The 19,430-nt window shown below is 30.0% G+C and carries 16 protein-coding genes; 2 read left to right on the top strand and 14 right to left on the bottom strand.

Annotation, left to right across the window (positions count from 1 at the left end; genetic code table 11):
- Window positions 1–43: 43 nt before the first annotated feature.
- From pnp to IC219_RS12210, 14 genes are all read right to left on the bottom strand, one after another.
- Window positions 44–2,155: a polyribonucleotide nucleotidyltransferase gene (gene pnp, locus IC219_RS12275; protein ID WP_227434227.1), complete on the bottom strand. Its 2,112-nt coding sequence runs from the start codon at window positions 2,153–2,155 to the stop codon at window positions 44–46.
- 124 nt (window positions 2,156–2,279) lie between these two features.
- Complete coding sequence (locus IC219_RS12270) at window positions 2,280–3,125, bottom strand: DegV family protein (protein WP_227831209.1); 846 nt, start codon at window positions 3,123–3,125, stop codon at window positions 2,280–2,282.
- Between the two features lie 238 nt (window positions 3,126–3,363).
- Window positions 3,364–3,621 carry a 30S ribosomal protein S15 gene (gene rpsO, locus IC219_RS12265; protein WP_227434225.1) on the bottom strand — a complete coding sequence of 86 codons (258 nt, stop codon included), beginning with the start codon at window positions 3,619–3,621 and terminating at the stop codon, window positions 3,364–3,366.
- Between the two features lie 103 nt (window positions 3,622–3,724).
- Window positions 3,725–4,654: a bifunctional riboflavin kinase/FAD synthetase gene (locus tag IC219_RS12260; RefSeq protein ID WP_227434224.1), complete on the bottom strand. Its 930-nt coding sequence runs from the start codon at window positions 4,652–4,654 to the stop codon at window positions 3,725–3,727.
- 131 nt (window positions 4,655–4,785) lie between these two features.
- Window positions 4,786–5,691, bottom strand: coding sequence for a tRNA pseudouridine(55) synthase TruB (gene truB / locus IC219_RS12255; RefSeq protein WP_227434223.1), 906 nt, complete (start codon window positions 5,689–5,691; stop codon window positions 4,786–4,788).
- Window positions 5,692–5,703: 12 nt separating this feature from the next.
- Window positions 5,704–6,687 (bottom strand): DHH family phosphoesterase, encoded by a 984-nt coding sequence (locus tag IC219_RS12250; protein WP_227482249.1) that lies wholly within the window; start codon window positions 6,685–6,687, stop codon window positions 5,704–5,706.
- Window positions 6,668–7,048 (bottom strand): 30S ribosome-binding factor RbfA, encoded by a 381-nt coding sequence (rbfA, locus tag IC219_RS12245; RefSeq protein WP_227434221.1) that lies wholly within the window; start codon window positions 7,046–7,048, stop codon window positions 6,668–6,670. Before rbfA ends, IC219_RS12250 begins: the two co-directional genes overlap by 20 nt.
- 42 nt (window positions 7,049–7,090) lie before the next feature.
- A complete protein-coding gene (gene infB, locus IC219_RS12240) occupies window positions 7,091–9,031 on the bottom strand; it encodes a translation initiation factor IF-2 (protein ID WP_227434220.1) in 1,941 nt (646 codons plus the stop codon).
- Between the two features lie 21 nt (window positions 9,032–9,052).
- On the bottom strand, window positions 9,053–9,364 hold the full coding sequence (locus IC219_RS12235) for a L7Ae/L30e/S12e/Gadd45 family ribosomal protein (protein ID WP_227434219.1): 312 nt from the start codon (window positions 9,362–9,364) through the stop codon (window positions 9,053–9,055).
- Window positions 9,354–9,635 carry an RNase P modulator RnpM gene (rnpM, locus tag IC219_RS12230; RefSeq protein ID WP_227434218.1) on the bottom strand — a complete coding sequence of 94 codons (282 nt, stop codon included), beginning with the start codon at window positions 9,633–9,635 and terminating at the stop codon, window positions 9,354–9,356. The genes IC219_RS12235 and rnpM overlap by 11 nt, the downstream gene beginning before the upstream one ends.
- A gap of 6 nt (window positions 9,636–9,641) precedes the next feature.
- On the bottom strand, window positions 9,642–10,796 hold the full coding sequence (nusA, locus tag IC219_RS12225; protein ID WP_227434217.1) for a transcription termination factor NusA: 1,155 nt from the start codon (window positions 10,794–10,796) through the stop codon (window positions 9,642–9,644).
- Window positions 10,797–10,825: 29 nt separating this feature from the next.
- The gene (rimP, locus tag IC219_RS12220) at window positions 10,826–11,287 is read right to left on the bottom strand and encodes a ribosome maturation factor RimP (protein ID WP_227434216.1); all 462 of its coding nucleotides are present in this window, start codon (window positions 11,285–11,287) and stop codon (window positions 10,826–10,828) included.
- A gap of 212 nt (window positions 11,288–11,499) precedes the next feature.
- Window positions 11,500–15,798: a PolC-type DNA polymerase III gene (locus IC219_RS12215; RefSeq protein WP_227831210.1), complete on the bottom strand. Its 4,299-nt coding sequence runs from the start codon at window positions 15,796–15,798 to the stop codon at window positions 11,500–11,502.
- Window positions 15,799–16,008: 210 nt separating this feature from the next.
- Window positions 16,009–17,838: an SH3 domain-containing protein gene (locus tag IC219_RS12210; RefSeq protein WP_227831211.1), complete on the bottom strand. Its 1,830-nt coding sequence runs from the start codon at window positions 17,836–17,838 to the stop codon at window positions 16,009–16,011.
- 314 nt (window positions 17,839–18,152) lie between these two features.
- Between IC219_RS12210 and IC219_RS12205 the strand changes: the two genes are divergently transcribed.
- Both IC219_RS12205 and IC219_RS12200 read left to right on the top strand, forming a co-directional pair.
- Window positions 18,153–18,890, top strand: a complete 738-nt coding sequence (locus IC219_RS12205) for an NAD-dependent protein deacylase (protein WP_227823660.1) — start codon at window positions 18,153–18,155, stop codon at window positions 18,888–18,890.
- A gap of 118 nt (window positions 18,891–19,008) precedes the next feature.
- Entirely contained in the window at window positions 19,009–19,329 is a 321-nt protein-coding gene (locus IC219_RS12200) for a MazG-like family protein (protein ID WP_227831212.1), read from the top strand.
- Window positions 19,330–19,430: the final 101 nt, after the last annotated feature.

Genomic DNA, 19,430 nt, shown 5'->3' with positions numbered 1-19,430 from the left:
AAAAAGCAAAACCCTAGGATTTTGCCTTTAATTATTTAATATATTATTTATTTTTATGCTCTGGTTTTGGTAAAAGAACTTTTCTAGATAAGTTAACTCTTCCTTTTTCATCTATTTCTGTAACTTTAACTTCAACTTCATCTCCTATATTTAACACATCTTCAACCTTAGCAACTCTTTCATGAGCTATATGAGATATATGAAGTAATCCTTCTTTTCCTGGAAGTATTTCAATAAATGCTCCAAAATTCATTATTCTACTTACTTTACCTTTATAAGTTTTTCCTACTTCTGGTTCAATAACTATATTATTTATAAGTTCTTGAGCTCTATTAATCATATCAATTTCAATACCTGATATGAATACTTCTCCAGTTTGTTCAATATCTATCTTAACTCCAGTTTCATCTATTATCTTAGTTATTATTTTTCCACCAGGTCCTATTACATCTTTTATTTTGTCAGGATTTATTTGCATTTTAACAATCTTAGGTGCATATGGTGAAAGCTCTGGTTTTGGTTGAGATATAGTTTTTCTCATTTCTCCTAGTATATGGATTCTACCTTCCTTAGCTTGTTTTAAAGCACGTTGTAGAACTTCTTTATCTATACCATCTATTTTTATATCCATTTGTATCGCAGTTATACCATGCTCTGTTCCAGCCACTTTAAAGTCCATGTCTCCTAAGTGGTCTTCCATACCTTGTATATCTGAAAGCACTGCTACTTTACCATCATGCTTTATAAGTCCCATTGCTATACCTGCAACCATGTCTCTTATAGGTACACCTGCATCAAGCAGAGATAATGTTGAGCCACATACACTCGCTTGAGATGTAGAACCATTTGAACTCAATACTTCAGAAACTAATCTAATAGCATAAGGGAAGTCTTCTTGAGATGGTATCACTGGTAGTAAAGCTCTCTCAGCTAAAGCACCATGCCCTATTTCTCTTCTACCTGGACCTCTTGATGGTCTAGCTTCTCCAACACTATATGATGGGAAATTGTAGTGATGCATATATCTCTTGTTTTCTTCTTCATCTAATCCATCTAACTTTTGAACATCTCCTAAAGCACCTAAAGTAGCTACATTAAGTACTTGAGTTTGTCCTCTAGTAAATATAGCTGAACCATGAGCTCTAGGTATCATACCAGTTTCACACCATATAGGTCTGATTTCTTCTAATTTTCTATTATCTGGTCTTACATTTTCATGCACTATAAGTTTTCTTACTTCTTCTTTTATTATATCTTGTAATACTTCCTCTATATCACCAATAAGTTCTTCAAAATTTTCAATAGTTTCTTCAAAATGAGCTAGAGTTTCTTCTTTAACTCTATCCATCTTTTCCATTCTTTCTAGTTTTTCAAAAGTTTGAACTGCGTCCTTCATCTTAGCAGTTGCAAATTCACGAACCAATTGAGTTATTTCTTCTCCTGCATGGTATAATTCAACAACAATTTTTTCTTTTCCAACTTCTGCAACTATACCATCTATAAATTCAACCACTTTTTTTATTTCTTGATGAGCGAATAAAATAGCATCAAGCATTATATCATCTGGAACTTCATCTGCTCCAGCTTCAACCATCATTATTGCTTCTTTTGTACCTGAAACAACTAGATGCATTGAACTTTTCTCTCTTTGCTCTGCATTTGGATTTACAACAAATGCACCATCTACAAGACCAATACATACTGAACCTGTTGGACCATTAAATGGTATATCTGATATAGAAAGTGCTATAGATGAACCTATCATTGCTACTATATCTGGTGTGCAATCTTGATCTACTGATAAAACTGTTGCAACTACCTGAACATCATTTCTAAATCCTTTTGGAAATAATGGTCTTATTGGTCTATCTATCAATCTTGATGTAAGTATCGCTTTTTCTGAAGGCTTACCTTCTCTCTTTAAAAAACCTCCAGGTATTTTACCTACAGAGTATAATTTTTCTTCATAATCTACACTTAAAGGGAAAAAGTCTATTCCGTCTCTAGGCTTAGCTGACTTAGTTGTATTTACCATTACCATACTGTCGCTGTATCTAACTATACAGCTACCGTTAGTCATTTCACAAATTTTTCCTATTTCTACAGAAAGTTCTCTCCCTGCGAAATCCATTTTAAATATTTTATGTTCAAACATTAATGCTTGTCCTCCTCTTATTAAAAACACGTATATCACTCTATTTACTATATTATCAAAAATACTATAAATTAACAATATAAAAATTATCTTTGCCTATATATGCAAGAAGCTTATATTCCTGCTAATTAGAACAACTTATAGCTAATATATCTGGCCCTGTATGAGAGCAAATAGAAACTCCACCTCTAGTAAACAAGACTCTTCTTGCTTTTATTCTTTTATTTACTTCTTCTTTTAATATTTCACAATCATGTAGATTATCTCCACAGCCTATTGTTACTATTTTCCCTTCTAAAGACCCTTCATTCATTTCTAAAATTATATCTACTAGTTTACTTGCTATATTTTTTACTCCTCTGACCTTGTTTACCAACTTAGCTTCCCCATTATCAAAGAAAAATATAGGTTTTATATTCAACATATTTCCTATTAAAGCAGTTGCTACTGGAACCCTTCCACTTTGTTTTAAGAAATCAAGGGTATATGGAGCAAAAAGTAATCTTATACTGCTACGAATGTTTTCTAACTCATTTATTATTTCTTCAAACCCCAAACCTTCTTCAACAAGTTCACAGGCTTTTATAACATATTGCCCACTACCAAGTGATAAGTTTCGAGTATCAAATATATGTATTTTTTCTTTTTCATTCATATCATTCTTAGCTATTACAGCACTTTGAAAAGTTCCTGAGGCATTTGATGCACCTGTTAAACAGATTATATGATATCCCTCTTCTATAAACTTATCAAATACTTCTTTAAACTCCATATATGTAGCTTGTGAAGTCTTAGGTATTTGTTTTATTTCTTTTACTTTCTTGTAAAACTCTTCTTTATCTATATCCACTCCTTCTATGTATTCTCTACCATTAAAAATAACTGTAAGTGGAACTATTTCTATATAATCTTTCTTTGATATTTCATCTGGAATATCGCACAAACTATCACATACTAACTTTATTTTCAAAATAATTTCCTCCTTATTCTAACTAAATATTATAGTATAAAGTTTCTATATTTATCTTGTCTTTCCTTTTTAATTGCTTATGTATTTATATATTACCTTATATTCTTACCCAATATTATTCATTTTATAATTTTTTATAATGTATAAATTACTTTTATTATTAACTATTTTACTCTATAATAAATTAACTATAAAAAAGCAGGTATACACTATACCTGCTTTTTTATAAAGAATGAAATTACTTTCTTAATCCTAATTTAGCTATTAATGCTCTATATCCTTCAAGATCTTTTTCTTTTAAGTAAGCTAATAAGTTTCTTCTTCTACCAACCATTTTTAATAGTCCTCTTCTTGAATGGTGGTCTTTCTTATGAGTTTTTAAATGTCCATTTAGATCATTTATTCTAGCTGTTAATAAAGCTATTTGTACTTCTGGAGAACCAGTATCTCCTTCAACTCTTCCATATTCTTTGATTATTTCTGTTTTGTTTATCATTTAGATTACCTCCGTATTTTTTTAGAAACGCCTATTACTAAGCATTGATTGGAGTATTCAAAAGCTGAGTAATGGTTATTTTCCTTAATCATTTTATCATACATTACCTGTTTTTGCAAACATAGTTTTCATATACATAGTTTATGTCATTAGACAATTGATTTTTTAAGTCATCTATTGAATTAAATTTTCTCTCATCCCTTATTCTTTCCAAAAATTCAACAATTATATTTTCACCATAAATATCTCTGTCAAATTCTAAAATATTTGTTTCAATAGACAAAGATTTTCCATTAACCGTTGGGTTGTAACCTACATTTGTAGCACCAAAATAAACCTCATCTCCAATATGTACAATAGAAGCATAGATACCTCTCTTTGGAATGAGCATATTATTCTTAAGGTCAATATTTGCTGTTGGGAATCCAATAGTTCTTCCAAGGTGTTTAGAATGTATAACACAGCCTTCTAACTTGTAATTACGACCTAAATACTCTTTGACATTAGTCATATCACCTTGGGATACTAAACTTCTAATATAAGTACTACTCACTCTTACATCATTTATTTTGATTGGTTTTATTACTTCCACCTCAAAACCAAATTCATCTTCTAAGCTTTTTAATAGATTGACATTACCTTCCTTCGCTCTGGCAAACGTAAAGTCATGTCCAATTACTATTTTTTTAGCTTTTAATTTTTTTACTAGTATCTCCTCTACAAAATCCTTTGCAGGTATTTTGGTCATATACTCATCAAATGGTATGATTACAACTATATCTATTCCCAATTCTTCCAATAATCTTATTTTGTCCTCATTGCTTATAATATTTTTTGTTGAGTTTGGTCTAAAGTAGTTTACAGGATGATTTGCAAATGTAAATACAATACTCTGTATATTTTCTTTTTTTGCATATTCAACTGCTTTTTTTATAAGAACTTGATGTCCTTTGTGTATGCCATCAAAATTCCCTATGGTAATGACACTTTCTTTTATGTTTGCTATTTCTGCTATAGATTTTATAATCACCATAATAAATTTTCCCCGCTAAAATTATAATTTACTCTTAACTTATTCACAAACTATTATAGCATAAGTAAAAGAGATAGACTATAGAAGTTATTATAGTACTATCTCTTTTGGTGTTTTTTCAAATACATTGATTATACAAACATCTTATCACTTTTAACACTTATTGTATTATTATGTTTTGATAATTTTCCTAATCCTAAGAAGTTATCTTTACTGTATACTCTTACAAATTCATCATCTTTACTGAGATTGTTCTTTAAAAATCTCTTATCATCTATTGAACCACCATTACTATAATATTTTATAGCATTAGGGTTTAATACAATATAATTAAACGAATCCAATACATAATCTATATCATATAAATGTTTATCCAGAGTTTCATTTGCATAAAATAATTCTAATTCTTCCAGCGTTATCGAATTTTCCAAGTTAAATTTGCCAGAAGATGTTCTATTTAAAAACGACATATGTCCTCCACACCCTAGATATTCTCCTATATCATGGCAAATGCTTCTCACATAAGTCCCTTTAGAACATTCAACATAAAACATTACTTTATTACCTTTTATACTAAGGATTTTTATATCTTTTATGTTTATTCTTCTAGTTTTTAAAGTAATCTCAGAGCCTCTACCACTTCTTACTAAATCACACATTCTCTTTCCATTTACTTTTAAAGCTGAGTAAATTGGAGGAAGTTGATCTATTTCACCTTTTTGCGTATCAAAAGCTCTTTCTATATCTTCATTACTCAACTTAAAATCATCAACTTTTTTTATAATTTCGCCAGATGAATCATAGGTATCTGTACTTATACCTAAAGTAAGTTCACATATATACGATTTATCTTTGTTTAAAATAAGTTCACATACTTTTGTAGCTTTTCCTATACATATTGGTAAAACACCTGATGCATCTGGGTCAAGAGTACCTGTATGCCCAACTTTTTTCATATTTAAAATCTTTCTTACCCTACTTACAACATCATGAGACGTCATACCTGTAGGCTTCAATATATTTATAATCTTATTCATTTTATTGTCACCTTAAATTGATTTTAACACTGCCTCTAATACCATTTTTTTAGCATTATCAATACTATCTTTGATAGTGCATCCAGCAGCTCTTATGTGACCACCGCCACCAAATACCTTAGCTATTTCACTTACATCAACATAATTTTTTGACCTAAAACTCACTTTAATTTCATCTTGTTTTTTTTCTTTAAATAAAATTCCAACTTCAATATCCTTTATATCTCTAGTATATGTTGTTATACCATCAACATCATTGAAACTCATGTTATTCCTATTCATCATATCCTGAGTTAAAATTATACTAGATACCTTTGAATCAAATATCTCCAAAGATTTCAAAGCTTCACCTAATAATTTGTAATAATCAGAAGAATTACTTTGATATATATTTTGTATTATAGTATTTTTTTCTGCACCCAAAATAAGTAAATCCTTTGCCATTTCAAAACTACTTGCATGCACATTTGAATAGGAAAAATTTCCGGTATCAGTTACAAGACCTGTGTATAAACATGTTGCTATGTCTTTATTTATAATCTTAATGTCTTTTATTTCTTGAAATCTAACCAATAAATTATACACTAGTTCACAAGTAGAAGATGCATCAATATCTACATAGTTTAAGTCTCCATATGAATCATTACTCGCATGATGGTCAATACAGATTACTTTTGATGCATTATTTTTGATTTCATCACTTACACATATTCTCATCTTATCTCCACAGTCAAGTGCAATTAGAGAATACTTATTTATATCAAATTCATGAGACTTATAAATTTCTATACCTTCAACTAAAAACTTTAAATTCAATGGAGCTTCATCATCAAGTACATAATATACATTTTTCCCTAAATTTTTTAGTGTATAATACATTGAAAGTGTGGAACCAATATTATCTCCATCTGGACTAATATGAGAGGTAACTATAAAATAGTCACCTTCATATATATAATTTATAATACTATCAATATTATTCATCATAATTTTCATCCTCATTTTTTTGAGTATTTTTTTCATTTACTCTCTTTATAAGGCTATCCATATACATTCCTTTTTCTATTGAATCATCAAGTTTAAATATTATCTCAGGAATATATCTAAGCTTTATATTTTTTCCTACTTCTCTTCTTATATACCCTCCAGCACTCTTAAGTCCTGCTAATGTGGATTCTTCATCTCCACCTAGAATACTTACATATACATAAGCATATCTTAGGTCATTTGTAACTTCTACATCAGTTACACTTACCAAAGATGTTATTCTAGGGTCTTTTACTCCATTTATAAGCATAGTGCTTACTACTTTTCTTATTTCTTCTGCAATTCTTCTTGTTCTATTATATGATGCCATACCATCGACCTTCTTTACTAACTGATTTTCTTTGATACGAATTTATAATTTTCTTTCTACTTCTTTAGTTATATAAGCTTCTACTATGTCGCCTTCTTTTATGTCATTATAATTTACAAAACTCATACCACATTCGTATCCAGAATTAACTTCTTTTACATCATCTTTAAATCTCTTAAGTGCTGCCAGTTCACCTTCATGTATTATTATACTATCTCTAACTAATCTTATTTTACAGTTTCTAAATATTTTACCATTAGTTACATAACATCCAGCTACTGTTCCAATACCAGATATTTTATATATTTCTCTTATTTCAGCTTTTCCTGTTTCTTCATCAACATATTCAGGGTCTAACATACCAGTCATAGCAGCTTGTATATCTTCTATAGCTTTGTATATTATAGTATATGTTCTTATATCAACATTTTCCTTCTCTCCTAGAGATTCTGCACCTGGAACTGGTCTTACATTGAATCCTATTATTATTGCATTAGAGGCTGCTGCAAGTAATATATCTGATTCTGTTACAGCTCCAACACCTCCATGTATTACTTTAACCTGTACTTCTTCATTTGATAATTTTTCTAAAGATTGTTTAACTGCTTGTACTGAACCTTGTACATCTGCTTTTATAACTATGTTAAGGTCTTTTATAGCACCTTCACTCATTTGACTAAATAAAGCATCTAGTGATAATCTTTGAGTTGATTTTAACATCTCATCTCTAAATAATTGTTGTCTTCTTGCTGCTACACTTCTAGCAATTTTATCTGTTGGAACCTCAACAAATTGGTCTCCACCTTGTGGAACTTCTGATAGCCCTAATATTTCCACTGCTGTAGATGGACCTGCTGTTTTTACTCTTTTTCCTTTTGCATTTATCATTGCTCTAACTTTACCACATGCAACACCTGCAACAATTGGATCACCTACTGTTAGAGTACCACCCTGAACAAGTACTGTTGCAACTGGACCTCTTCCCTTATCAAGCTCAGCTTCTATAACAGTTCCTACTGCTCTTTTATTTGGATTGGCTCTTAATTCTTCTATTTCAGCAACCAACAATACCATTTCTAAAAGTGTATCTATTCCTTCTTTTTTCTTAGCTGATACTGGAACTGCTATTACTTCTCCACCCCAGTCTTCAACTAATAATCCCTGGTCTGCTAATTCTTGTTTAACTTTATCTGGGTTTGCACCTGGTTTATCTATTTTATTTATAGCAACTATTAAAGGTACTCCTGCTGCTTTAACATGGTTTATTGCTTCTACTGTTTGAGGCATTATACCATCATCTGCTGCAACAACTAATATTGCTATATCTGTAACTTGTGCTCCTCTTGCTCTCATTGATGTGAAAGCCTCATGCCCTGGTGTATCTAAAAAGACTATTTTTTGTCCATTAATTTTAACTTCTGAAGCACCTATATGCTGAGTTATTCCTCCAGCTTCACCTGAAATTACATCAGTTTTTCTTATTGCATCTAGTAAAGATGTTTTACCATGGTCAACATGTCCCATAACTGTAACAACTGGTGGTCTAGGTTTTAAATCCTCTTCATTATCTTCTTCAATTTCCATTAAAGCTTCTATTTCTAAAGCTTCTGTATCATCACTTTCTGCTACTGTTAATTCAAATCCATAGTCTTTGGCAGCTAAAGCAGCAATCTCAAAATTTATCTCTTGATTTATTGTTGCCATAGTTCCCATTTTCATAAGCTTCATAATTATTTCTGATGGAGATTTATCTAATTTAGTTGCCAATACTTGTACTGTCAACTGTCCATCTATTTCTATAATATTTCCATTTTCTTGAGATGAATCTTCACTTAACACTTCAAGTGCTAATTCTAACGCTTCACCTTCTAATACTGAATCTTTGTCAGTTACATTAATATCTAATTCAGCTAACTTATTTATAAGCTCTTCATTTGATATATTTAATTTTTCTGCTATTTGGTATACTCTTGTTTTTGACACAAGATCACCCCCTATTTTATTTTAAATTTCTATTAGTTCAATTATCTTTTTAGCAAAATTTTCATCTTTTATTCCTACGACTGCTCTTGGAGATTTTCCTATTGCAAATCCTATTTCATCTTTTGTTGAAAAAAATAGATATGGAATATTTCTAAAAGTTGATTTATCTTTAAAAAGTTTTTTTGTGTTATTTGATGCATCTTCTGCAATTAAAATTAATTTTACTTTTCCTTTTTTTAAGTCAAGCAAAGTTGAATCATCACCAGACACTATTTTCCCTGCACGAGTTGCGAGTCCTAAGAACGAGTGTATCTTTTCTTTATTATTTTTCATATTCTTCTAACTCCATAAGTAGATTATCATAGACTTCATCAGGAACATCAATTTTAAAAGCTTTATTTAATGCTTTGCTTTTTATAGCTTTTTTTAGACATTCAGAGCTTTTGCATACATATGCTCCTCTTCCATTAGCTCTTCCTGTTGGGTCTAAAAATATTTTTCCTTCTTTATTTTTAACTATTCTTATAAGCTCTTTTTTAGAGTCTCTATCTTGACACGCTATGCATTTTCTTTGAGGCACTTTTTTTACTTTTTTCAAAGCCATCCCTCCTTACTCTTCTTCTTTGAAATTATCATCTGAGATATCTAACTCATCTTGATTGATAAATTCAGCTTTAATACCCTCATCTTCTATTTCTTTGGAATTTTCAAGATTTATCATTTCTTGCTCTGCTTGAGATTCGCTCTTAATATCTATCTTCCAGTTTGTCAATTTTGCTGCAAGTCTTGCATTTTGGCCTTCTTTACCTATAGCAAGTGATAGCTGATAATCTGGAACAATAACTAAGGCAGATTTTTCATCTTCATTTATATCTACTTTAACAACTTTTGATGGGCTAAGTGCTGCTGATATAAACTCTGCTGGATTTTCACTATATTTTATTATATCTATTTTTTCATCACCAAGTTCATCCACTATATTTTTTACTCTAAGTCCTTTTGGACCTACACAAGCTCCAATTGGGTCTATTTTTTCATCTATAGATCTTACTGCCATTTTAGTTCTTGACCCAGCTTCTCTTGCTACTGATTTTATTTGAACTATACCCTCATATATTTCAGGAACTTCTTCTTCAAATAATCTCTTTACTAGACCTGGATGACTTCTTGATACAACTATTTGAGGTCCTTTGTTAGTCTTTTTAACTTCAAGTATATAGAATTTTATTTTTTGACCTGCTTTATAATTTTCAAATGGGATTTGTTCACTTTGAGTCATTATCCCTTCTATTCTTCCAAGATTTACATAAACAATATTTTTATTTGCTCTAGCAACCTCTCCTGTAACTATTTCATTTTCTTTTTCTATAAATTCATTATACACTATTTCTCTCTCAGCTTCTCTTATTCTTTGAACAACTACTTGTTTTGCTGTCTGAGCTGCAATTCTCCCAAAGTTTTTAGGTGTAACTTCATGCTCTATAATATCACCCAGTTCATAATTAGGGTTTATTTCTCTAGCATCTGCTAACTCTATTTCTAAGAAAGTATCATACAAGTCTGATTCATCGACAACTACTCTTTGAGAAAACACCTTTATATCGCCTTTGTCTCTATCAAACTCAACTCTAACATTTTGTGCTGAACCAAAGTTTTTTTTGTATGCAGTTAAAAGAGCTTGCTCTATAGTATCTATAAGTATTTCTTTATCTATACCTCTATCAACTACTAATTCATTTAGTGCTTCCATAAATTCATGATTCATTTTTTATTTCCTCCCTATTTAATATACCACTAAAACTTTATTGCTAATCTAACAATAGCAACATCTTTTCTATTAAATTCCATTTCTTCACCATTTATAATGATTTTTATATTATTATCTTCTGTTAATCCTACAAGTTCACCTTCAAATTGTTTACATCCATTTAATGGTTTATATAATTTTAAATCTACATCTCTACCTTGGTATCTAGCAAAATCTCTGTCTTTTTTTAGTGCTTTATCAAGCCCTGGAGAAGATACTTCTAAGAAATAATTCTCTTTTATAGGGTCTTTTTCGTCTAATATTGGGCTTAGTTCTCTACTAACTAATTCACATTCGTTTAAAGATATTCCTTCTTCTTTATCTATGTATACTCTTAAGTAGTATTCTCCCGCTTCTTTTACATATTCAACATCAACCATTTCAAATCCATGTTCATCCGTTATTTTAGTTACAATTTCTTCAATTGCTACTTCTAAATCTTTTTTCATTAAATTACCTCCTATTCAATTGTAAATGACTATTTTAAATTTATTAAATAATTTTTAAATTAAATGTATTTAATAAATTTAAAATAGTTCTTAATAATATATTTAAAATAAAAGAGTGAGAACAGCTGTCTCACTCTTAGTTTCTGCAAAGTATACTATTTTCTATACTATGATATCATAAAATTCTTTTATTTGCAACTTTTTGAACTAACCTAAAACAGTGACAATTGGTTCTCATCACTCATATTTTCAAGTGAGCCATGATTAGTAAGTGTTTCTATTACTGTTTTTGATACTTTTGCTCTCTTTCTTAAATCTTCTTTTGATATAAACTCACCATTTTTTCTTTCATTTTGAATATTTAAAGCTGCATTTCCTCCAAGACCTTGTATTGCTGCCATTGGTGGAAGTAATGTTTTTTCTCCAACAACTATAAAGTCACTTGCATCCGATTTATATATATCAACTGGTAACAGCCTTATCCCCCTTGCATACATTTCAAGTGCAACTTCTAATACGGTCAACATACCTTTTTCCTTTGTAGTTGCATCATTTCCCAATGCTTCAATCTCATTTATTTTTGATTTTATAGTATCTAAACCTTTAACAATTAAATCTGCATCAAAATCTTCCACCTTTGTAGTAAAGTAAGTTGCATAAAAGGCTTCTGGGTAATGTACTTTACAATATGCAATTCTAAATGAGGTCATAACATAAGCAACAGCATGTGCTTTAGGGAACATATATTTAATCTTTTTACACGAACCTATATACCATTCTGGAACATTATTTTTCTTCATTTCTTCAATATGTTCTGGTTTTAAACCTTTCCCTTTTCTTACACTCTCCATTATTGTAAAACTCATCTTAGGAGGTAAGCCTTTAAATATTAAGTAGTTCATTATGTCATCTCGTGTAGATATAACATCTTTTAATCCCACTATATCTTCTCTAACTAAATCTTGTGCATTATTTACCCAAACATCTGTACCATGAGAAAGACCAGATATACGTACGAGCTCTGCAAACGTAGTAGGTTTTGTATCAAGGAGCATTTGTCGTACAAACTTAGTTCCAAATTCAGGTACAGCAAGACATCCTATAGGACAATTTATCTCTTCTGGTGTAACTCCTAACGCTTCTGTAGATGTAAATAAAGACATAGTCTCTTCATCATCTAGAGGAATTTCAGTTATATTTATTCCAGTAATATCTTCAAGCATTCTTATGATAGTAGGACCGTCGTGTCCAAGTATATCAAGTTTAAGTATCCTACCACTTATTGAATGATAATCAAAGTGAGTAGTTATAACGCCACAAGAAGTATCATTTGCTGGATATTGTATAGGTGTAAAATCATATACATCTTTATAGTCTGGTATAACCATAACTCCACCAGGATGCTGTCCTGAGGTTCTTTTTACGCCAGTACACCCATTTGAAAGTCTAAGTACCTCCGCATTTGGTACACTTATATTATTTTCTTCTACATATTTTCTTGCATATCCAAAAGCTGTTTTTTCTGCTACTGTACCTATAGTTCCTGCTCTATATACATATCCCTCTCCAAATAATTCTTCGGTGTATTTGTGGATTGTTGGCTGATAATTTCCTGAGAAATTTAGGTCTATATCTGGTTCTTTATCTCCTTCAAAACCTAAGAAAACCTCAAACGGAATGTCATGACCATTTTTAGCAAGTTTTCTTCCACATTTTGGACAATCCTTATCTGGCAAGTCAACACCTGACCCCCATTCACCTATTTCATAAAAAAAGGAATATTTACAATCTTCATTTTCACAAATATAGTGAGCTGGTAGAGGATTAACTTCTGTTATATCACTCATAGTAGCTGCAAATGATGAACCAACAGAACCTCTTGAACCAACCAAATACCCATCTGAAAGAGATTTTGCAACTAGTTTTTGAGCTATAATATACATAACTGCATATCCATTACTTATTATTGAATTTAATTCTCTATCCAATCTCTTTTGAACTATTTCTGGTATTGGCTCTCCATAAATCCGTTTAGCTTTTTCATAGCACATTTCCCTTAATTCTACATCTGAACCTTCTATAATTGGTGGATATGTATCATCTGGTATAGGTTTTATATTTTCAACCATATCAGCAATCAAATTACTATTTTCAACCACAACTTCATATGCTAATTCTTCTCCAAGATAACTAAACTCCTCCAACATTTCATCTGTTGTCCTAAAATGTAAATAAGTCTCTTCTTCATCTACCTTAAAGCCTTGAGAATACTTTAGAACTTTTCTTAAAACAGCCTCATGTTTATCTAAAAAATGCACATCTCCAGTAGCTACTGGAATTTTATTAAACCTCTTAGCTGTATCAATTAATTTTCTATTTAATTCTCTCAGCTCTTCTTCATCCTTTACTTCTCCTTTATCAATCATAAACCTATTGTTATCTATAGGCATTACTTCTATATAATCATATAAATCTATTATTTTTTTCATTTCTTCATCAGATGCATTTTTCTTTACAGCTTGAAAAACAACCCCTGCTTCACAAGCGGAACCAATTATGAGACCTTCCTTATACTCATTTAAAATACTTCTAAGGATTCTTGGGGCTCTAAAAAAATGATTTACATGTGCATCTGAAATTATTTTATATAAGTTTTTTATACCTATAGAATTTTTTGCTATCAAAGTTATATGATTTGTACTAAGCTTTGTATAATCGATTTTTCCAAGAATATTATTCACATCACTTAAAGTTTTGGCACCTTTTTCTGTAAGCATCTGTAAAAATTTATTAAATATAAGTGCAGTTGCTTCCGCATCATCAACTGCTCTATGGTGGTTTAAAAGAGGTATGCCAAGCTCTTTAGCAACAACATTTAATCTATGTCTTTTTAACTTTGGAAGCATTACTCTGGCTAACATAAGTGTATCTACTTTTTTGTGATTATACATTATCCCCTGTTCTCTACACTTTTGTGATATAAATCCAGTATCAAACTCCGCATTATGTGCAACTAGTACACTATCTCCAACAAACTCCATAAATCTTGGAAGAACTTCTTCAATAGTTGGCTTATCTTTAATCAATTCATTAGTTATTCCTGTTAATTCTTGTATCTTATACGAAATATCTTTTTCAGGATTTATTAATTCACTAAATCTATCTACAATTTTAAAATTTTCTATTTTTACAGCACCAATTTCAGTTATTTTATCATTTGTATTAGAAAATCCAGTAGTCTCTATATCAAATACAACAAACGTCTGAGAAAGTTCTTTATCATTTGCATCTTCTATAATAAGAGAATCATCTTCAACTAAATACCCTTCTACTCCATAAAGTATTTTTATGTTGTTTGCCTTACCAGCATTCATAGCATCTGGGAATCCCTGTACAACACCATGGTCTGTTATAGCAACCGCTGGATGTCCCCATTTTGCTGCACGTTCTACAAGTTTTTTAACAGAACAAATAGCATCCATAGAAGACATCTGAGTATGTGCATGAAGCTCCACCCTTTTTTCTTCTGAAGTATCTTTTCTCTCTGGTCTAGCTTCTTGTCTAATTCCACTAATCATCATACTAATTTCTCTTTGATATGTATCATAAACTATGTCACCTTTAAGTTTTAAATAAGCTCCTTTTTTAACATTTTCAAGTACTCCATCTTTATTGGTATCTGTTAAAAATAGCTTACAACTTATTGAACTAGTATAATCTGTAATTGATGCTATCATAAGTATTTTTCCATTTTTAAGTTCTTTAGTCTCAACATCAAATATATCTCCAACAACTGCAACTGTTCCAGAAGAGGCATTTAAACCAGATATATTTTCAATCATAGCATTTGCATTATCTCCATAGACTAAATTTTCGTCAACTTCTGATTTAATAACATAGCCTTCTTCTTCATTTTCTTCACACTTATTAATTTGTCCAATTTCCAATGCTCTAATTTTTTCTTCCATTTCTCTATCATTTATTCTTATAAGTCTTTCTACATTTACCTTTTCATCAACAGCTTTTTCAATAGTTATATCTAAATCCAATCCCAATTCTTCACTAAGAACAGTTTTAAGTACATGAACTACATTTTTTTTTATTAATCTCTCATAAAATATACCCTTTGGGAGTTTTATTTTTAATTCTTCATCTAAACAAAGAAATTCAACTTGCTTATACCATCCTGCAATGGATGGACACAGGTACTTTAATATATACAAGATATTATTCCAATATTTTTTTATAACATCTTTGTTAGATTTTCTTTCAAACCCAGTAAATCTTATTTTCATCTTTATATCTTTAAAATAATCAAACTTATACATCAATTCTTCTCTAAATTTATCTAAAAGTTCATGTGAAACAATATCTTTAGATGTCAGGTAAAAATAAACAATTTTATTTTCTTTAAAATAAACTACTCTACTTATGTAAACTTCTTTAAGTTGCTTTCCAAGACCGCTGTTATTAATTTCTAATTTATCTAAATATTCCTTAACACTTTCCATTTATATCCTCCTTTCCTAACATTATATATATTATTACCACTTTTTCTCTATTTCTATCTATTACTCATTTATATTTACTTAGAATTAATATTATAGCATAAAAATTTTGCTAATATTAAGATTTATATCTTGTAAATTATATACAAAAAGACTACAGATAATTTAAACAAAATGAAAAACTACCCATAGTCTATATTTTTTACTTATGTATTACTTATATTGTGGTACCTCAAAGACTAAACTACTTCCACCACTATAAAGGCCAATTAAATTTTCCATAATTCCAGAAATTCCATTAGCCCAATTTACATCAGTTGCATATTGGTGCCATGTATAATCATAATTCCACTTCATCTTGTAAATAGTATTTTGATTATACTTAGAACTATTTACATAGTTTTGAGATATCCATTTTGCAGAACCATCTATCGTAGCTTCAATACTAGTCCATCCATTAGAATATGCTGCCTCTGCTCCTGAAACATTGGCACTTTTATCTATTGCTCCTATTCCAAAAAAATTATACACTTTAACTGGTTTGCTAAGAGCTTGGCCTTTATAAGAAGTCAATGTCTGACCTTGTGCAAGTGTAGATTTACCATAAGCAGTTTCCCACATAGCATGAGATACTAGATATACTACATCTATATTATACTTCTTAGCAGCGTTTATAAATGCGGCTCCTTGATTCTTAAATACACTAGAAGATAATCCATTAAGGTATGAATTTAAGCTTGACTCTGATATACCACTTCTATAGCTATTAATTTTTAAGAATTGCATCATACCTTTTGTAGTATTTGTAAAGTTTTTAGGATTTAAATAATATTCTATGTCACTTGAACTAGCATTTACAAATGAACTTGTTCTTTGTGCTGAAAATGTACTAAATTCAGGACTTGGGGTACTTTTTCTATTACCTGGAGCTATTACATTCCCTCCTGCTGTTGCTTTCTCAACTTGTTTACTTACATGAGAAGCTAGTGTATAGTTTAAAGATTTGTAATCAATCTTAGCTCCACTTATATTTGCCATACCATTTACTTGTCCTGACGTTGTAGAATCATTATTTCCATTATTATTGGAATTGTTATTTGAGTTATTATTATTTGTATTATCATCTGATGTATCTGTCGAATCAGCTAGATAATTCCCCACAACAAATGCTTCTTTATTGTTAAAATTAATTTTAGCCCATCCACTACTTTCTGACATCACAGTTACTTTGCTTCCCTTATAGACTTTTCCTAATTTACTATATGTAGAGCCTGGACCACTTCTTACATTTAAAGAGGCTGTATTTACAAATTTATTAGTATTTTTTTTATCAGTATCTTGGCTAGAATTATTTGTATCACTCTGACCTGCATCTGATAAATACATACTAGATACATATCCATCTTTTCCATTATACTTTATTTTTGACCATCCATTAGATTCTGATATTACTTCTACCTTACTTCCTTTTTGTAACTTACCTAATACACCATAGCTTGTATTTGGGCCACTTCTTACATTTAGTGAAGTTGTATTTACCTGCTTAGTTTTTGATTTATTAGTTGAACTTGATACATCTCCTAGATAAGAACTCGATACATAACCTAGTCTTCCATCATATTTGATTTTTGACCAGCCATTGCTTTCTGATATTACTTCTACTTTTTGTCCCTTTTTTAATACAGTTATAACTCTATAGCTTGTTCCTGCTCCATTTCTCATATTTAAACTATTTGAGGTAACCTGTTTTTCTTTATTTGTAGATGTTCTTAAAAAGTCACCATTAGATTTTGCTATATATTTTGATGAAGCCCAACCTTCTTGTCCAGATTCAGCTTTTATTTTATACCATCCATTAGAAGAGTCTTTTATTAAAACTTTATCATCTTTTTTAGCAACAAAAGATATACTACTTTCGGCAGTTGGTTCATTTCTTACATTTAAATAATTTATAGTCACTATACCTATTTCTCCATCAGCATGTGCATTTACCATAGTTAATGGCAATACAGCTAATGTTGCTAAAGCTGCTTTTTTCTTCACTTACTTCCCCCGCCCTTCTTTTAACACTAAAACAATTTTAATATAATTATACGACAACTTATGATTTTAGTAAATATTGTCTATTTATATTATGTATACATTTTATTTATACTTTCTTTATTTTCATTTCTGATTTTAATTTATCTATTTATATATTGAAAAATATAAACTCTTTTAGCTCATATAATTTTATTTATGCCCACTCTTTAAATTGATTTGTAAAACATTAAGAAGATACTCAGAATCTAATAAAGTAACATAAACTTTATAATATGTAGTACAATCTATATATAATAATTTTGGAGGTGTAAACTATGGATGCAAATAACCTAAAAGACTTAATATCTAATCATAATAATATAGTATTTTTTGGTGGAGCAGGTGTTTCAACTGAATCTAATATACCAGATTTCAGAAGCTCTACTGGACTTTTTAGTCAAAAACTCAATAAACAATTTACTGCTGAGCAATTAGTTTCACATACTTTTTTTGTTAAATATCCAGAAGAGTTCTTTGAATTCTACAAAGATAAACTGATATATCCTAATGCAAGACCTAATAATGCCCATATAGCTTTGGCAAAGCTAGAAGAAATGGGCAAACTTAAAGCTGTTATAACTCAAAATATTGATGGACTTCATCAAATGGCTGGAAGTAAGAATGTTTTAGAACTTCATGGTTCTGTACATAGAAATTACTGTACTAACTGTGGTAAATTTTTTGATTTAGAAGCTATGCTAAATCTAGGAGGTAATATTCCTCATTGTGATGATTGTGGCTCTATAGTAAAACCTGATGTAGTGCTTTATGAAGAAGCTCTTGACGGTGATGTTATTACTAAGACAATTTCTGCTATAAGTAATGCTGATTTACTGATTATAGGAGGTACATCCTTGGCTGTATATCCAGCAGCTAGTTTTATAGATTATTACAAAGGTAAATATATTGCTCTTATTAATAAGGCAAACACAGTTTATGATAAATCTGCATCTCTTGTAATTAATAGACCTATTGGAGAAGTTCTATATGAAGCTGTATTAAGACAAATATAGATTTATTTCAATATTTTTATTATATATATGAGTTTTTATGTTGAATTTAAAGTTTCTTTTTATTATTATTTTTGTTATAGTATTTTAGTATAAATATATAATTTGAAAGGAGCTTTTTATGAAACTAAAAACTATATCTTTACCAGAACTTAATAATTTAGACCCAACACTGGAATCTACATTTATCAAAATGGGTGAAGAGCAAGGCGAACTAGCTGAATGTATAGGCAAATTCAGAAATCTAAGTGGAGAAAATAATGACTTAGATGAAGTTGATATTATAAAGAAAACTGCTAAAGAATTGATGGACGTGGCTCAAACATGTGTAACTATGATGTTTAAACTAGAAGAACAATATGGTATTAATCTTGATGAAATACGCAAAGAACATATAAAAAAACTAGAAAAAAGAGGCTACATAAAAAACCTAGATAAGTAAACATTCTATCTCTAAATATTTATTAAAATAAATTTAAAGTCTGAAATGTTTAATTTCTATGTAAATTTGCTATTAAATGGTATCTCAAAATGATTTTTTAA

Origin of the sequence: Clostridioides sp. ES-W-0018-02 (assembly GCF_020658175.1) — a bacterium.
Lineage (GTDB): Bacteria > Bacillota > Clostridia > Peptostreptococcales > Peptostreptococcaceae > Clostridioides.
Note: the sequence above shows the minus strand (reverse complement) of the source record. Positions and strands in the feature narration are given on the sequence as shown.